Source organism: Pseudomonas sp. Ors-4-3C (assembly GCF_055755035.1).
Map to the genome: position 1 here is coordinate 2,368,135 of NZ_CM146900.1, position 15,940 is coordinate 2,384,074.

14 protein-coding genes and 1 tRNA gene are annotated in these 15,940 nt (G+C 59.1%); 4 read left to right on the forward strand and 11 right to left on the reverse strand.

What is annotated here, in order from left to right:
* Position 1: 1 nt before the first annotated feature.
* The 3 genes from ACVHNU_RS10425 to ACVHNU_RS10435 form a co-directional block, all read right to left on the reverse strand.
* Entirely contained in the window at positions 2-1,186 is a 1,185-nt protein-coding gene (locus tag ACVHNU_RS10425; RefSeq protein WP_103483459.1) for a DUF2252 family protein, read from the reverse strand.
* Positions 1,187-1,248: 62 nt separating this feature from the next.
* Positions 1,249-2,577 carry an ATP-binding protein gene (locus ACVHNU_RS10430; protein ID WP_473019644.1) on the reverse strand — a complete coding sequence of 443 codons (1,329 nt, stop codon included), beginning with the start codon at positions 2,575-2,577 and terminating at the stop codon, positions 1,249-1,251.
* Entirely contained in the window at positions 2,574-3,284 is a 711-nt protein-coding gene (locus tag ACVHNU_RS10435; RefSeq protein WP_047597252.1) for a response regulator, read from the reverse strand. The genes ACVHNU_RS10430 and ACVHNU_RS10435 overlap by 4 nt, the downstream gene beginning before the upstream one ends.
* Before the next feature lie 164 nt (positions 3,285-3,448).
* Here ACVHNU_RS10435 and ACVHNU_RS10440 point away from each other — a divergent pair, with 164 nt between their 5' ends.
* Positions 3,449-3,766 (forward strand): hypothetical protein, encoded by a 318-nt coding sequence (locus ACVHNU_RS10440; RefSeq protein ID WP_003224955.1) that lies wholly within the window; start codon positions 3,449-3,451, stop codon positions 3,764-3,766.
* Positions 3,763-4,431 carry a DUF3313 domain-containing protein gene (locus tag ACVHNU_RS10445; RefSeq protein WP_473019645.1) on the forward strand — a complete coding sequence of 223 codons (669 nt, stop codon included), beginning with the start codon at positions 3,763-3,765 and terminating at the stop codon, positions 4,429-4,431. The genes ACVHNU_RS10440 and ACVHNU_RS10445 overlap by 4 nt, the downstream gene beginning before the upstream one ends.
* A 104-nt stretch (positions 4,432-4,535) precedes the next feature.
* Here the strand turns inward: ACVHNU_RS10445 and ACVHNU_RS10450 are convergent, their stop codons facing one another.
* Entirely contained in the window at positions 4,536-5,165 is a 630-nt protein-coding gene (locus ACVHNU_RS10450; RefSeq protein ID WP_473019646.1) for a nucleotidyltransferase domain-containing protein, read from the reverse strand.
* 93 nt (positions 5,166-5,258) lie between these two features.
* Between ACVHNU_RS10450 and ACVHNU_RS10455 the strand changes: the two genes are divergently transcribed.
* Positions 5,259-5,855 carry a DUF502 domain-containing protein gene (locus ACVHNU_RS10455; RefSeq protein WP_473019647.1) on the forward strand — a complete coding sequence of 199 codons (597 nt, stop codon included), beginning with the start codon at positions 5,259-5,261 and terminating at the stop codon, positions 5,853-5,855.
* A gap of 48 nt (positions 5,856-5,903) precedes the next feature.
* On the opposite strand, the gene ACVHNU_RS10460 is transcribed toward ACVHNU_RS10455, so the two are convergent.
* Entirely contained in the window at positions 5,904-6,089 is a 186-nt protein-coding gene (locus tag ACVHNU_RS10460; protein ID WP_003224965.1) for a YhfL family protein, read from the reverse strand.
* Between the two features lie 178 nt (positions 6,090-6,267).
* Positions 6,268-6,873, reverse strand: a complete 606-nt coding sequence (locus ACVHNU_RS10465; protein ID WP_473019648.1) for a TetR/AcrR family transcriptional regulator — start codon at positions 6,871-6,873, stop codon at positions 6,268-6,270.
* 159 nt (positions 6,874-7,032) lie between these two features.
* Between ACVHNU_RS10465 and ACVHNU_RS10470 the strand changes: the two genes are divergently transcribed.
* Entirely contained in the window at positions 7,033-8,415 is a 1,383-nt protein-coding gene (locus ACVHNU_RS10470; protein WP_473019649.1) for an aspartate aminotransferase family protein, read from the forward strand.
* A 453-nt stretch (positions 8,416-8,868) separates the two neighbouring features.
* On the opposite strand, the gene ACVHNU_RS10475 is transcribed toward ACVHNU_RS10470, so the two are convergent.
* The 5 genes from ACVHNU_RS10475 to fdhE form a co-directional block, all read right to left on the reverse strand.
* Positions 8,869-11,247 (reverse strand): type I restriction endonuclease, encoded by a 2,379-nt coding sequence (locus tag ACVHNU_RS10475; RefSeq protein ID WP_473019650.1) that lies wholly within the window; start codon positions 11,245-11,247, stop codon positions 8,869-8,871.
* Between the two features lie 137 nt (positions 11,248-11,384).
* Positions 11,385-11,480, reverse strand: a tRNA-Sec gene (locus ACVHNU_RS10480).
* A gap of 7 nt (positions 11,481-11,487) precedes the next feature.
* Positions 11,488-13,404, reverse strand: coding sequence for a selenocysteine-specific translation elongation factor (selB, locus tag ACVHNU_RS10485; RefSeq protein WP_473019651.1), 1,917 nt, complete (start codon positions 13,402-13,404; stop codon positions 11,488-11,490).
* On the reverse strand, positions 13,401-14,822 hold the full coding sequence (gene selA / locus ACVHNU_RS10490) for an L-seryl-tRNA(Sec) selenium transferase (protein WP_473019652.1): 1,422 nt from the start codon (positions 14,820-14,822) through the stop codon (positions 13,401-13,403). Before selA ends, selB begins: the two co-directional genes overlap by 4 nt.
* Before the next feature lie 191 nt (positions 14,823-15,013).
* Positions 15,014-15,940: a formate dehydrogenase accessory protein FdhE gene (fdhE, locus tag ACVHNU_RS10495; RefSeq protein WP_473019653.1), complete on the reverse strand. Its 927-nt coding sequence runs from the start codon at positions 15,938-15,940 to the stop codon at positions 15,014-15,016.

Here is a 15,940-nt window from a genome sequence, read left to right on the forward strand (position 1 = left end):
GTCAGTGCTGCAGCGCATAACGCCGGCAATGCTCCAGATAGCCTTTTTCATGATTGCCAACCAACTGCACGACACTGGTCCACAACCACGACGGCGCATCCAGGGTCTTCGAGCGACACGCTTGCAGTTCACGCATCCACGAAGCCCGTGTGCTCATGTCCATCTGCCGGGCATGGGCCAGGCCCACAACTCGGGCCAGATACCCGGCAGCGAGCATCGCGTCGGTCTGGCTCAACTGGTCGAGTTCCAGTTTCATGTCTTGGGGCAGCAGTTCGCGGATGAAGAAGCCGTGATCGAGCACGCGGGTGGCGATCATCCGGTTGCCTAATCCTGGCGAGAGAAAGCGCGCACCTTCGACCACGCGTTTGCCGTTGTCGCGAGGCATCGCAGCGCGGGCCACCCGAGGTGCGGCGGCGGCAACTGCCTCCTTGATATCCAGCAGGCAATATTCCTGATCGTCGCCCTCGCCCACCCCCAGCAACACCGCATAACGCTTGAGCCCCAGCGAGCTGCAGCCTTTGACCCAATAGGCCGAATCGAGCATTTTCACGCTGTCATCCTTGGAGCGGCCCTTTAATGACGTCACCAGCGTGTGCAGGTCCGGGGTGGCGCTAAGGGTCTTCAGCGCGCTGCGCTCTTCGCGTGACAGCGACCAGAAATGCTTGCCCAGCGGAATGGTCGGCTTGGTGTTCTCGATGCGTTCCTGCGCCAGATGCTTCCACGTGCGCTGCACGGCGCTGCGCATCCCGGCCTTCACTTGCGCGGGTCTTGGCGGCTCTTTGTCGACATCGTCTTCGAACGCCTGCTCGTAGCCGCGCATCATCTCTTCGAGCATGCGCGCGGTGGCGACGCCGGGCAGGTCCGAGCCACGGGCGGCAGTGGCGAGTGACAGCGCCAGGCGTACCAGATCATGCGCCGGGTTGCCGATCACCGTTTGATCAAGGTCGCGGATGTGGATGTCGATGCGTCCCTTCAAATCCCCCGTCGGCCCCAGATTACCGGCGTGACAATCACCGCAGATCCACACCGCCGGGCCCTGCGGCAGGCTGCGCCCGGGCTGGCTATGCAGCCACTGGTAAAACTGCACCGTGCTGCCGCGAACGTAAGCGTGGGCGGAGCGAGCCATTTTCAAATTGCGCAGTTGCGACAGCGGTTCAAGACGAGCGGAGGGCCGTGGGGTTTTCATGGACGCTTCTTACAGTGAATGTGTCCTGTTGACCGCTCGTCATGGCCAAATGTTTCAACATATTACAAAGGCAATTCAACTCGAGCCCGCAAGCCACCGCTGCTGCGATTGCTCAACGTCAGTTCGCCGCCCTGCTCACGCACGATTGCCCGCGCCGCCGACAACCCGAGCCCGACACCACCGGTTTCTCGGTTGCGCGAAGTTTCCAGGCGGAAAAACGGATCGAACACCCGCTGCAACGACGCTTCGGGAATCCCCGGCCCATCGTCGCTGACGTCGATGCAGACGCTGTAGCCGTCGCTGCTCAGAGCGATGGCGGGCTGCTGCGCGTACTTCTCGGCGTTTTCCAGCAGGTTGACGATCACCCGCTTGATCCCCAGCGGCCGGCCCTCGTAGACCAGATGCGCCGGGCCGTTGAAATCGATCGCGATGTTCTGGTCGCGGTAGTCGTCGATGATGGTCTGCAGCAATTCCGACAGGTCGAACGCGGTGCTTTGCTCCGGCTGAGTGTCTTCACGAAAGAACGCCAGTGCCGCGTTGATCATCGACTGCATTTCTTCGATGTCGCGGATCAGTTTGCTCTGGTGATCGAGATCCTCCATGAACTCGCTGCGCAGGCGCATGCGGGTCAGCGGTGCACGCAAATCGTGGGAAATCGAGGCCAACATGTGCGTGCGCTCGCTGATGTAGTGCTGAATCTGCGCCTGCATGGTGTTGAACGCGATGATTGCCTGGCGGATCTCGTCCGGGCCTTCGATTTTGATCGGCGGCGCGCGCAGATCACCGCCAAAGCGGCGGGCGGCGCTGGCGAAACGCTGCAGCGGCTTGGCCAGTTGCTGCGTGGCAAGCCAGGCCACCAGCACGGTAGCGATCAGGCCCAGAGCGATGATGATTGCGATGCGCGTGCCGATGTCCAGGCCCCAGGAGCGCTCGGGCGAGGAGAACAGCAGCCAGCTGGCATCCGGCAGTTGAATCAGCGCCGCGTACCGGGCCAGCGGACTGCCGCTCGGCCAGTCAGCGGGATTGAACACCCGAATGTCTCGCTCATCGCCCAACAACTGATGCAACCCGGACGTCTTGTCGGCGATGAGCTGCGTGCCACCCGAGGGCAATCCGAGTTCGTCGCGGTGCGCACTCCAGGTCACCTCCTGCGTCGGGCCGTTTGCCGCGTGCGCCAGTTTCGGGCGTAAAGGCGCCGGTGCAGCCTCGATCACTTTGACGGTCGCGGCAATCTGCTCCAGCAACCCGGTGCGTTCAATCGGTGGCCGCGCCCAGGTCCCGGCAACCTCCACGAACAGAAAATTGAGTGCCAGCGAAGCGAGCATGGCGGCAACGATGGTCAGGGCGATCCGCCGACTCAGCGGGTCGCGCCGCAAGAACCGGCGGATCATGCGCGAGTAACCTTGGCCGTGAACATATAACCGCCGTTGCGCACCGTGCGAATCAGATCCGGGCGCTTGCTGTCCGGTTCGATCTTGCGCCGCAGGCGGCTGACCTGCACGTCGATGCTGCGATCAAAGGCGTCGTGGCCCTGACCGCGAGACAAGTCGATCAGTTGCTCGCGGGTGAGGATGCGCTGAGGGTGTTCGAGAAACACCACCAGCAGATCGAACTCGCCACCGGACAGCGGAATCATCACGTTTTCCGGGGAGCGCAGCTCGCGACAAGTGATATCCAGATGCCAACCGGCGAAGGCGATCACCGGCCGTGACGGCTCGCTCGCGGGGCTGACCTGCTCACCGGCGCGACGCTGCACGGCGCGCAGGCGGGCCAGCAATTCACGCGGGGCGAACGGTTTGGTGACGTAGTCATCGGCGCCCAGTTCGAGGCCGACAATCCGGTCGCTCAACTCGCCCATGGCGGTCAGCATGATGATCGGAATGCCCATCTGCGCACGCACTTTCTGGCACAGGCTCAGGCCACCTTCGCCGGGCAGCATCAGGTCGAGAATGATCGTGTCCGGGCGCTGCTGCGCAATCGCCGCCCACATCGCTGCGCCGTCGGCGGCGACATCGACCTCGTAGGCGTGCTGGACGAAGAACTTCTTCAGCAGGGCGAGAATTTCCACGTCATCGTCGACGATCAGCAGTCTGCTCACGGGCACAGGATCCTCAGGCCAAAAAAGAACGCATCTAAAACTATTCTGGCGGGCGGGTCATATATTTCAATCGAGCAACATTCCTTCGCCCCGGACATCAAGCGGACATTCTGCGGCAAAACCCTTCGGGCACCCTGCACGCCATCGACAACCGGGGGCATTCAATGAGCGCATTGCACAACCGTTATACCGCCGAGGGCCACGACGCCCGCTATCCGTTGATTCTCAGCCAGCGCACCACCGCACCTGAGCAGGATACGCCGCTGCTGTTTCAGGAGTTCTGCCTGGGGCTGGCGAACGACCAGAGCCGGGTTGTCCTGCGCCGCTATTTCGAACAGTACGGCCCGGCTGATTCGCAATGGGTGGAGTACGTGCATTCGATTCCGACCGCCGACCTGATCCACTGGATCATGACCCACGGCAAACTGCACATCGAATGCTCGGACAATACCCCGTCGGCCGGGCAAGGATTGGCCCGATGAGAAGTCATTGCCTGATGACCTTGCTCTGCACCGTGTCCTTGAGTATGTCGGCCTGCAGCAATAAAAAGGTCGAACCCGAGAAGCCTCGCGGTTTTCTGCGTGACTACAGCGTGCTGAGCGAACGCCAGTCGCCTTCAGGGCAGCCTGTTCTGAGCTGGGTCAGCCCGGCATTGGCCCGGGGGCGTTACACTCAGGTGTACCTGGCGCCCAGCCAGATTTACCCCAAGACCGAGCCGACTCAACGGATTCCGCTCAGCACGCTTTCCGGTGTGACCGATTACTACGACGCGGCCCTGCGGCTCGAACTGGGCAAGGTGGCACAACTGGTATCCAGGCCAGGCCCGAATACGCTGACCGTCAGACCGGCGATCACCCGGGTGGCCGCCAGCACCCAGGGCCTGCGCTTTTATGAATGGCTACCGGTGACGCTGGTCGCTGCGGGTGTGAGCACCGCCACCGGCATTCGCGATCAGGACAGCGAAATCACCACCGAAGTCTCCTTCGAAGACGGCTCGACCGGCGAAGTGGTCGCCGAAGTCGTGGGCAAAGGCACCGGAATGCCACTGGAAAACGACAAGCAGGTGCTGACTGCCGATGACGTCAAGGCTGTTCTCGATGGTTGGGCCGGCGACCTGGGCCAGGCATACCTGGCGATCCGCCGCTAGACATTTTGTGGCGAGGGAGCTTGCTCCCGCTGGACTGCATAGCAGTCCTCCTCAACAGCGGGGCCGCTTCGCGCCCCAGCGGGAGCAAGCTCCCTCGCCACAGTTCATTCGTTGGGTCGGGAGTATTTTTCAGTCGTTTGCAATCGTTGAATCCACTCATGCTCGGGATGCAACCGAGCCAAATGTTGCACCAGCCATTGCCGGTCTTCGCGAGATAAATTCGGCAATGCCTGACTGAAATCGGTTTGATCCTTGGGACGCGTGTATTTGGCCTTGAACAGCAGAATCGCCGCAGGCCTGAGATAGGGAGTCCCCGTATCACTCAGTGCCACCATCGCCGCGCGTGGATAGACAATCGACGGATCTCTTTTATAGACCCACGTATCGGTCGTGCCAGATTCAAGCATCAGATCTACTCGCCAGACATGGGCAACGGCATCATATCCCCACACCTGAAAAATCTCCGCGCCTGGCGTCTGCCCCACTGGTAAAAACGCCAGTTCACCGTCCCGGACGGTATAGAAGTCCAGCTCGGCCAGCGCTTGCCGGAAGCGCTGAAAGTCGTCCCGCAGGAGGGTGAACTCCAGATCGCTGTGCGCACGGGTTGGCCGGCCCAGCCATAAATCCAGCGCCCATCCGCCCACCACGCACCACGGGCGCGAGACGTGTTTCAGGCGTTGCGCCAATTGCTCGGGCGTCCACGGCTGCCATGCTTGTTGATCCGGTACGCTCATGCGCCCTGCTCCTTGTTCGCCACCAGTCGGCCTCGGCATTTTAATCAGCTAGCCTTGGTTTCTGTGACTGAAGGAATTCGGCAAGGAGCTGCCATGTTCAAGTTCATCAAAACCACCGTGATTGGCGGGTTGCTGTTCATTCTGCCTTTGGTGCTGATTTTCGTCCTGCTGGAAAAAGCCATTCACCTGTTGCGTGGTCCCGTGGAAAAACTGCTGCCGATGTTTGCCGGGCACGACATTGCCGGCGTGACCCTGATCACGCTGGCTACGTTATTCGGCTTGATTGTGCTGTGTTTTCTCGCCGGGCTGCTGGCCCGGACTTCGACGGCGGCACGAGCGATTGAAGCCACCGGCGACAAGGTGTTGAGCAACCTGCCCGGCTACCAGTTGCTCAAGGACACCACTGCGCGGTTTGCGGGGATGGAGACTACCGACGGTGCGAAGGTCGGCATGATTGCCGAAGAACAAGGCTGGCGTCTGTGTCTGGTGGTGGAGAGCGTCGGCGACTGGATGACGGTGTACATGCCGGATGGCGGAACGGCCGGTGGCACGGCTGGCGAAGTGCGCTTGCTGCACGCCTCTGAGGTGATCATGACCGAACTGTCGTGGCTGACCCTGGCAGCCGGACTGCGTCGTGGCGGACGCGGGTTGCTGCAGCAGATGCAACCGTGGTTGCCGAAAGGCTCGTAGAACCCTCCGTCCATTGCGCAACGGAGGGTTCAGGTCAGACCGCTGCGCTTATTGCGGCAGCTTGTCTACCGGACCGCAGCCACCAATGATTTTCGAGACCGAAACCGATGGGTGGAACAGGTAATCGTAGGTGCAATTCTTCGGTTGGTTGTAGACCTGGCCGGTGCAGCCCGACAGCAGTGCGACGCCGGTGACAACAGTGATGGCGATCGTTGCCTTGAAAATGCTTTTCATACTGGATTCCTATAATTGTCGATGCGCCGCCTTCATGGCGGCTCAATTACTGACGCCCATCTGCAAGCTGCATATGGGAGTCACTGCTGCCCCACCCGGTCTGGCCAGGTGAGTTGCAGCAGAGGAATGTTGAGGGGCGCGCGGGTTTAGCGTCTGTAGGCCTTTTCCCAAGATGCATTCAATGCGCGAGCATGCCGTGACACAGCAGACTCAGAACACCGCGCATGTGTTCGGCGTGTGCAGCCCGATCCGGCTCAGGCTCGGTCGCCAGACGGATGAACGCCAGGTTCGCGTACTGATTAAACAGCGTTGCCGCCACGTCGATATCGACCGACTTGCGCACTTTGCCGAGGGTCTGGAAGTGCACCAGCAATGCCTTGGTTTCCTCGATCACCGCCGCATTCCACGGCTCCAGGGCCTGCGCCAGTTCGCCGGAAAACAGAAACGGCGCCAGTTCCCGCCAGAGTGATGCCGGCATGGCCTGCAACTGGTAACGGGTCATCAGCCCTTCGAACTCGCACAACGCCTCCAGTGGATCGCTGTCGTCATCCAGATTGGCCCGGGCGTCGCGCATCGCCTGCTCGTCCGGTTGCTTGAGCAACGCCAGCAAAATCTCCTGTTTGCCGCCGAAATAGTTGACCACCGTCGGCGCGGAAACCCCGGCCTGATTGGCGATCTGCTCCAGCGTGGTAGCGCCGAAGCCGTTGCTGATGAACAGCTCCAGCGCTGCTTGCGCAATGACTTCCCTGCGCTGTTCCTTTTGCCGTTCTCTGAGCCCGCTCATGGTGCTGGTGTCCTGTGTTGCTGATGGGCGTCAGCCTACGGATTTCTTTTTTCACCGACAAATATTTTCTTTACAAAAATATTTTTAAGTGACAAATATTGGCCGTGCACCGCTGGAATGAACGCGCACCCACTTGCCCCGTTTCTCTGGAGAACCGCCATGTCCGCCGAATTCGATCCGACCCGCAGCACCCGCGATTACCAGGCCGCTGACGCCGCCCACCACATTCACGCGTTCGTCGACCAGAAGGCCCTCAACGAGGAAGGCCCACGGGTGATGGTCAGCGGTGATCGCCTGGCGCTGTGGGACAACGACGGCAATCGTTATCTGGACGGCATGTCCGGCCTGTGGTGCACCAACCTCGGTTATGGGCGCAAGGATCTGGCCGCCGCTGCCACCGCGCAGCTGCAACAACTGCCCTACTACAACATGTTCTTCCACACCACTCACCCGCAGGTGATCGAGCTCTCCGAGCTGCTGTTCAGCCTGCTGCCCCAGCATTACAGCCACGCGATCTACACCAACTCCGGTTCCGAAGCCAACGAAGTGCTGATCCGCACCGTGCGCAGGTTCTGGCAGGTGATGGGCCAGCCCGAGAAGAAAATCATGATCGGCCGCTGGAACGGCTACCACGGTTCGACCCTGGCCGCGACAGCGCTGGGCGGCATGAAATTCATGCACGAAATGGGCGGCACCATCCCCGACGTCGCGCACATCGACGAACCGTACTGGTTCGCCCACGAAGGCAACCTCAGTCCGGAGGAGTTCGGCCTGCAAGCGGCGCGGCAACTGGAAGACAAGATCCTCGAACTGGGCGCCGACAAAGTCGCTGCGTTTGTCGCCGAACCGTTCCAGGGCGCTGGCGGCATGATCATTCCGCCCGCCACCTATTGGCCGGAAATTCAGCGCATCTGTCGTAAGTACGACGTGCTGCTGTGCGCCGACGAAGTCATCGGCGGTTTCGGCCGCACTGGCGAATGGTTCGCGCACCAGGCCTTCGGTTTTGAACCGGACACCCTGTCCATCGCCAAAGGCCTGACCTCCGGCTACATCCCCATGGGCGGCCTGATCCTGTCGCGACGCATGGCTGAAGCACTGGTGGAAAAAGGCGGTGTGTTCGCTCACGGCCTCACCTACTCCGGACACCCGGTGGCGGCGGCGGTGGCGATCGCCAACCTCAAGGCCTTGCGCGATGAAGGCGTGGTCACTCAGGTGAAAAACGACACCGGCCCGTACCTGCAGAACTGCCTGCGTGAGGTGTTCGGCAACCATCCGCTGGTGGGTGAGGTTCAGGGTGTCGGGCTGGTGGCGGCATTGCAGTTCGCCGAAGACAAAGCCACCCGCAAGCGCTTTGCCAACGAGAACGACATCGCCTGGCGCTGCCGGACCATCGGGTTCGAGGAAGGCTTGATCATTCGTTCGACGCTGGGGCGGATGATCATGGCTCCGGCGCTGATCGCCACGCGGGCGGAACTGGATGAACTGGTCGACAAGACGCGGATCGCGGTGGATCGCACAGCGCGCGAGTATGGCGTGTTGTAACCCGAAACCCATTACCCATTGCCCATTGTGGGAGTCGTCGCACCGCCGCTCCCACAGGGGATTTGTGCTGCGCTAAACAGCCTTGTTTAAGCAACACTTGCAGACACTCTCGCAGCCTACACATCCTTGCGTCGTTGCCTACGGCTACGCCAGAATCCGCCGGCTTGTGCGCTTTGGGGCGGGTCTCTATCGTTTCCGGGTCGCTGACTCATTCAGCGATCGGGTTTAGCGACTCTGTTCAATAAAGGCGCATCAGCACTCCAGGCTTCGTTGCGGACTCATGTCTGCAGTCTCGCTATGGTGGCTGTATGCGGGAGACCTTCGGGTCTACCGGGTGCCTTTGACCGGTTCGCTAACCTGCGTACAGCCGCCACCCTTACCTGTTTAGCGACGGGTATTGGCGGCTCAGCCAAGGTTTGCTTGTACCTTGTTCAGATCATGTATAGGTTCACGTCAATCAAAGGAGGTTTGAGCTGAAAACAGTACAGGAGCCTTTACTCGTAAAACTGGAAGTACGATATTGTCTAGTGTGTCTTTTGACCACTTGGACAGTTTGATATCCGCAGATTGCTTGATTTCGAGCAGCGCAATATGAATCCGGCAGAGCAACGGTGTTGAGTTTTTTAATATGGCTTTTTCTAAAAAGAGACTTGCGCGAGCGGTATCGGCTTTCAAAAGCCACCATAGGGACTGAGTTATTTGTTCTACAATTCCTGACTGATGGCAAACTACCGTTTCATCGGGAGATATATCGTATATCTGTATTGACTTGGACCCTTTACTACCAACAATAAAAGGTTTGGGAGCAGTACCAATTGTCAGAAGGATTTCTTCTGCTCTGCCGAGAGACTCTTCCAAGCCACTGTGAATCTCCAACTCTGCCAAATGCGAAAGTATTTCCCAAGGTGCAAAGTCACCATTCATGTGAGCTATTGTAAATGTACCTCTGACAATTTGAGGCGGCTGGCCTTTGACCAAAACTTCAAATACGTCTTTTTCAATCATCCGCAATGTTTTTGGAAGCCCACCCAAAAACGCAGTAAATTCTTGCCCCACATTCGGTTGATGAGTAACGGGCTCAATAGCCTTGAGCAAATCAACTGCTTCTCTTAATAATTGCTTATTTTCAATTCCCGCCCCCCACAACGCTTGAGCCATGATTATCCCGCCCAACGGCAGGTGCTCGACAACGCCAACTATCCAGTTCATAGTCTCTTTAGGTTTAGAGAACAAATATGGAAGTATTTGTTTTTCCATTAACCTTGATATCTCGCTGGCCATCAGCGCTGGCTGACGAATATAAAACACATGCTCATCAGTAACGTAATGGATCACTTCAACCAGATAACCATTCTCAATCAAATATTTCTCCGCATCATCATTTAAATATTGGCGAAACATCTTTTTGCGAATTAAAGGGGTAAGATTTAACTCATCCATTAAAACTCGATGTCGGCTGCTGTCTTGTGACTCCTTGACAATAGCAGTGGCGAGAAAACTGAAGTATTCACGAATCTCAATATTTGAAAAACGCTCGCGCGCAAATGTTATCAGTCCAGTACCTGGTAGCGGCGGGACGGCAATTTCGTTGGCAAGACTTGTAGGTTTGGAATTGTGCTGTGCGAATGCAGCCACGGATCGAATAATCCATGGTCGCCTGTAATCATTACTGAACTGGGCTCCCTGCATAAAAATCATGCCTTTTTCTAACAACAGCTCTCTAGCATTAGCAAATTCGTCATCATCAAGCTTGGAGATTCTTATGATTGATGCTCTACGGCCGATGGTTGTTTTATTTCTGCCTTTGTCCGTTGAAAGTCTGGTAGCGACAGACGTATCCAGTGCAATAACAATTTTCAATTGCTTACCATACATACTGCTCGAGAGTTCTTTGATTTCCTTCTGCACTCCCTTGGAATCGTTATTTAGGCCATCAATGACCAGAATCAATTGAGGTCCGTCTGACTTGGACAGTCGCTTTAGCCAAGATCGCACCTCATCTAGTGTCAAGGGCCAATTCAAAGATTCTTCCAGCGAATCTGCGATGGTTTGATAAATACTGCACTGCCCATCATTATGCATATAAAGCGCAGACCGCTTACTGTTATTAAAGCTTTGCTCACACAACTCGCGCAAAACACTGCTCTTCCCTGAAAGGGATGAGCCTTCTACGAAAATCAGATTTTCACCACTGTCCAACATTTCGATTAATTCTGCAGTCGCGGAACGTTTTATAAGAAAATCACGAGCAAACGGCTGGGTGAGTTCTGATAGTTCTCCCGTCAACTCTTCCAATGTGGCTTCTGACGTTTTTCTGATGGCCTGCATCCATACGTCAGGATTTGTACCCATCAGTGTATCAACCGCAAACCTCATGTCTGAGCGGGCGGCACAGACGGCACTTTCAAATAGCGCCTTCAACGACTTTTCATTTACCTCCAACGCTTCCCAACGCTCTGCCGTCCGAGTTTCGAAAAAAATTGTTTCATTTCCATTGGTGACGATTACGAGCGGTGGAGTCGGAAATAAGGCGCGCGCATAAGATAACCCCTGACTCCCATCTTCTTTTCGAAGCTTGACTCCAGGTCGCTTCAATTCAAGAACTGCTAGGGGGACATCGTTCCAAAATAGAATCACGTCAGCGATGGCATGCACTGAAAATGGTTTGGCACCATCTATTTCAATCGTTTTGTGCCCAAAATCAAATTTGAATTTAATTTGATGACGAATTGAATCACTTGTTAGATTGAAGAAAACACGCTTTATCGAGGCGTTTATCTGTGCCTCAAGATCCGCTTCCGTCGGAGATTGTGTGGTTTGTGTAATACCCATCGCGTCAATGCTTCCTTGTCCTGAATGTGCGAGCGACTTTATCAAAGCGGTATCTGTAAGGGAAAGCTTCAGAGCTGCAAGCTAAAAGCTTTTCAACAATTATCCAATTTCTCTAAATATATTTTATATCGAATGATTGGCGGAAGGCAGCCGGAGTCGAACCTGCCCGGGAACGGATGCCGTCCCCAACCGGGTTTGAAGCCCGGCCGCGCCACCGGGCGCGATTGCCTTCCTTTGAACTCAGGGTGCGTCGGCACTGGCCAGCGCGTTGTCGTGGCGGATCACCCGCGATTCGCCGATGCGCCGGGTCAGGCCGAGGCGGTCGAAGTATTCCAGGTACTGAATACAACGTTTGCGTCCCAAGCCTAGCGCATCGCGGAACGTTGTCACCTGGATCGACGGATTTTCCTGCTCCAGTTGCAACAGAATGTCGGCCATGCGCTGCCGTTGCCCGTCAGACAGAAACAGGTCGCGCACCACCTGGTGCATCAACCCCAACCGCGCCAGTTTGCGCAGCAGCAGACGCACCACGGCATCCTCCGTACCAAGCGTTTTGGCAATGTCGCGCACCCACGGCGGATCAAATCCGGCCTGCTCGAACAGCGGCTGCATCTGCTGCCACAGGGTCTCGTCTTCAGCATTCAACCGTACCTGATGATCGGGCAGATGCAGCCAAGGCCCGCTGGCGTTGATCGACCCGGCAGCACGCAGTTCTTCCAGCAGGCTGACAAAAGTCGAACGCTCCAGCGCCAGACCACTGAAGCGCCGCAAGCGGTCGCGGTCCGGGCCCATCTGGTCGGGCTCCAGCTCATGAAACTTCGCCAGTTGCTCCAGCACGGTGAATTTCAGTTGTCCCCAGCGCTGCAAATTGAACAGCACCGGACCTTGGCGGGTGTCGATCAGGCGCACGTTGGCCGGTAGCGACCAGCCCTCACGCGAGCGATTGAACTGACGCTCCAGCCGTTGCGGATCGAGGCCGCCAGCACTGTGGTTGAGCAACACCGGCAGCGCCTGCTCAAGAGTGTCGCTGCGGGCCAGCGCTTGCAGTTGCGCCAGTCGCTCCGGGCTGCGGCGCTGGCGGGCCGGGGCGAACGGGTCGAGTACCGGACCTCCGCCGAGGGTACGTTGCGCACTCTGGTCGCGCAGGATCACGCGATCCCCCTTCACCGCGTGCACCGGCGTGTTGATCAGCAGTTGCGCGAACATGCGCTCGCCAGGTAGCAGGCGCGTGCCTTCGAGCAACGCGACGCGGGCGATGACGTCCTGGGTGCCGAGATGCACGTGGACCGGGTGAAAATGTTCGAAGGTACGCTCGCCGGGCAACAGTTGAAATTCGATGTCCACGCGTTGCGTCGGTGCGTACAGCCAGTCTGCCAAAAGCCATTGGCCGCGATGGATCTGTTCCAATGTCAGTCGCTCGCCGCTGATATTCAACGCCACTCGTTGCCCGGCGAAGGCCTGTTCAGCGACTGTGTTTTGCGCATGCAAGCCACGCACTCGCAGTGCTTTACCGGATGGCCCGAGGGTCAGTTTGTCCCCGACGGAAACCGTCCCCGACAACGCCGTGCCAGTCACCACAATCCCGGCGCCCGCCACGCTGAAGGCGCGGTCGATGGCCAGGCGAAAACCACCTTCACGGCTGCGCTGATGCACATCACCCTGGGTCTGCAGCAAGGCCTGGCGCAGTTCATCGACGCCCTGCCCGGTCACGCTCGACACCGCCAGTATCGGCGCGTCGGTAAACCGCCCGGTTTCGAGCAGATCGAGAATCTGCCGCTGAACCTGCTTCACCCTGCCCGTCTCGACCCGATCGCATTTAGTGATCGCCACCAATGCCCGGGGAATGCCCAGCAACTGAACAATTGCCAGATGCTCACGGGTCTGCGGCATCACCCCGTCGTCCGCCGCCACCACCAGCAACACCAGATCGATGCCCTGCGCCCCGGCGAGCATGTTGTGGGTGAATTTCTCGTGGCCCGGCACATCGATGAACCCGGTCAGTCCGGCTCCGGGCTCCAGCTCTGCGTAGAGATAACCGAGGTCGATGGTCATTCCGCGCTCGCGCTCCTGCGGCCGGCGGTCGCCGGTTTGTCCGGTCAGGGCTTGCAGCAACGAGGTTTTGCCGTGGTCGATGTGCCCGGCGGTGCCGACGATCACGACTCGACCTGCAACTGCGGCAACTGCGGCAACTGCGCCAGCCACGCCGCTTCGTCGTCGAGTTGGCGTAGATCGAGCCACAGCGCGTCGTCGTCAATGCGCCCGAGCACAGGGATTGGCAACGCACGCAATGCCGCTTCCAGATTTAGCAGACAACGCCCGCGCATGCGTTTCGACACCTGCGGGCGCAAACACAGCGCCGCACTCGGCAACCGCGCCACCGGTTGGCTGCCGCTGCCGATCATGCCCAGCGCTTTCACTGCACTGACATTCCACGGTTCGCCGATGACCTGTACCAGGGCCGGTAGCAGGCGCTCGGCCTGGGCGAGGATCTCGGCTTGCGGGCGAGTCAACAGCCGCAGGCTCGGCAGACGTTCGGCGAGGCGATCCGGGTCGCGATACAAACCCAGCACCGCTTCCAGTGCGGCCAGGGTTAACTTGTCGACCCGCAAAGCACGCTTCAACGGATTTTTCTTGATCTTCGCGATCAGGTCTTTGCGCCCGACAATCAAGCCAGCCTGTGGTCCGCCGAGCAATTTGTCGCCGCTGAAAGTGACGATGTCCGCGCCATCCAGCAGCGCCTGGCGCACTGTGGGTTCCGCCGGCAGGCCCCAACGGGTCAGGTCCAGCAGGCTGCCGCTGCCCAGATCCTCCAGCAGCGGCAAGCCATGCCGATGAGCCAGCTCGGCCAGCTCGGCGGTGGGTACGCGAGCGGTAAAGCCTTCGATGCTGTAGTTGCTCGCATGCACGCGCATGATCAAGCCGCTGCGCGGGCTGATCGCTGCTTCGTAGTCGCGGGCGTGGGTGCGGTTGGTGGTGCCGACTTCATGCAGGCGCACGCCCGCGCGGGCCATGATGTCGGGAATGCGGAACGCGCCGCCGATCTCGATCAGCTCGCCGCGTGAGATGATGCCTTCCTTGCGCGCGCCCAGGCTGTTGAGCGTCAGGAGCACCGCAGCGGCATTGTTGTTGACCACAGTGACGGCCTCGGCGCCGGTCAGTTCGCGGATCAGGCCTTCGATCAGATCATCGCGATCACCGCGCTTGCCGTTGGCCAGATCGAATTCCAGATTGAGCGGGTAACGTGCGGCCATCTGCACCGCTTCGATGGCCTCTTCGGGCAGCAAGGCGCGGCCGAGGTTGGTATGCAGCACCGTGCCGGTCAGGTTGAACACTCGCCGAACGTTACTGCGCTGTTGCTGGGTCAGGCGCTCGCCGACGCGGCCGGCGAGCACTTCGGGGCTGATTTCAATGGCAGACAGTTGACCTTGCAACACGCTGAGCCGCAGCTCATCAAGCAACTGCCGCAAGCCGCTCAACAACGCCTCACGACCATAACGCTCGGCCAGCGGCAGACAGGCCGGGTGACGCAACAACCCATCAATGGAAGGCAACCGCAGGGCAACACTCGAAGACATCAGCCACTCCCGAAAACAAGACTCTCCGGCATGACCTGACGCAACGCGTCTAAATACTGCACACCGGCCCTCAATTGTGGGAGCGGGCTTGCTCGCGAATGCGGTGAGTCAGCCACAAATGATCTGACTGACACGGCCCCTTCGGGAGCAAGCCCCCTCCCACAGGTTTTTCAGGAGTGTAGACGTTCTGGTCATTCGTCTCCCGGCGCCAGCATCAGATTCGGTGCCAGACGCTGATAACCGTCCTGCGCCAGACGCATGTCGAGCAGCAGGCTGGTGAGATCCGCCGACAACGCTTCGCCTTCGGCATCGTTTTCCAGGTACAGCAATTTCAGGTAGCTGTTGCAACTCGGACAGACCTCCGCGCGAATCGGCGCCTGATTGGCGGCGTGGCGATCGTCCTCCAGGCTCAGGTAATCGAGGCCTTTGCTCGACTCGCAATACACGCACTTGACCCGCACCACGTGCCATTCGCAGGCGCACAGCGAGCACACCAGATAGCGCAGACCGTTGTGTTTGCCGCGATGACGGATCACCCCGGCCATCGCCGGCGAACCGCAGCCCGGACACTGGTTGAGGCTGTCGCCGGGTTTCAGTTGCAAGTTCGCTGCGCTGAGCAGCCAGTGGCTCCACGCCGCTTGCAGGCCGGCGCCGAGAAACGGCACCAGCGCCGCCGGCACCATTGAATACTGGCCGCTGACCAGCGCCACCGCCCACGCACGCAACTGGCCGGCACTGGCCTCCCGCAGCGTGGCCAACGCGTCGAGCACCGCCGGCTGTTCCGATGGCACATAGCGTTGCAGCAAAGCATCCAGATACGCCTGCCAGCCGTCCTCGCGCACCAGCGTATCGGCGGCAAATGGCGGCAAGCCGTGGCGCTGACAGACTTCAAGGCGTTGCGCGTCGATTGGCACCGTCAAGGGCGGCTCGTCCATCACCTGCTGCTGAGCCCGGCACAATCCGGCGATCAGCAGCAGATAATCGACCAGCGGATGCCCTTCGGCCAATTGCTCCAGCCGCTGGGCGCGCAAAGTGAACAGATTGTGCGGTGGCAGGTGCAGAAACGGCGGCGAACTGGCCGCCGCTTCGATTTCCCCGGGTTCAAGAATGGTTGCCAA

Bases quoted from the DNA above. Each gene is read 5' to 3' on its own strand.
- ACVHNU_RS10470 (WP_473019649.1), top strand. From the start codon at position 7,033: ATGTCCGCCGAATTCGATCCGACCCGCAGCACCCGCGATTACCAGGCC.
- ACVHNU_RS10455 (WP_473019647.1), top strand. From the start codon at position 5,259: ATGTTCAAGTTCATCAAAACCACCGTGATTGGCGGGTTGCTGTTCATT.
- ACVHNU_RS10465 (WP_473019648.1), bottom strand. From the start codon at position 6,873: ATGAGCGGGCTCAGAGAACGGCAAAAGGAACAGCGCAGGGAAGTCATT.
- ACVHNU_RS10475 (WP_473019650.1), bottom strand. From the start codon at position 11,247: ATGGGTATTACACAAACCACACAATCTCCGACGGAAGCGGATCTTGAG.
- ACVHNU_RS10460 (WP_003224965.1), bottom strand. From the start codon at position 6,089: ATGAAAAGCATTTTCAAGGCAACGATCGCCATCACTGTTGTCACCGGC.
- selA (WP_473019652.1), bottom strand. From the start codon at position 14,822: ATGTCTTCGAGTGTTGCCCTGCGGTTGCCTTCCATTGATGGGTTGTTG.
- ACVHNU_RS10425 (WP_103483459.1), bottom strand. From the start codon at position 1,186: ATGAAAACCCCACGGCCCTCCGCTCGTCTTGAACCGCTGTCGCAACTG.
- ACVHNU_RS10440 (WP_003224955.1), top strand. From the start codon at position 3,449: ATGAGCGCATTGCACAACCGTTATACCGCCGAGGGCCACGACGCCCGC.
- ACVHNU_RS10445 (WP_473019645.1), top strand. From the start codon at position 3,763: ATGAGAAGTCATTGCCTGATGACCTTGCTCTGCACCGTGTCCTTGAGT.
- ACVHNU_RS10450 (WP_473019646.1), bottom strand. From the start codon at position 5,165: ATGAGCGTACCGGATCAACAAGCATGGCAGCCGTGGACGCCCGAGCAA.
- ACVHNU_RS10430 (WP_473019644.1), bottom strand. From the start codon at position 2,577: ATGATCCGCCGGTTCTTGCGGCGCGACCCGCTGAGTCGGCGGATCGCC.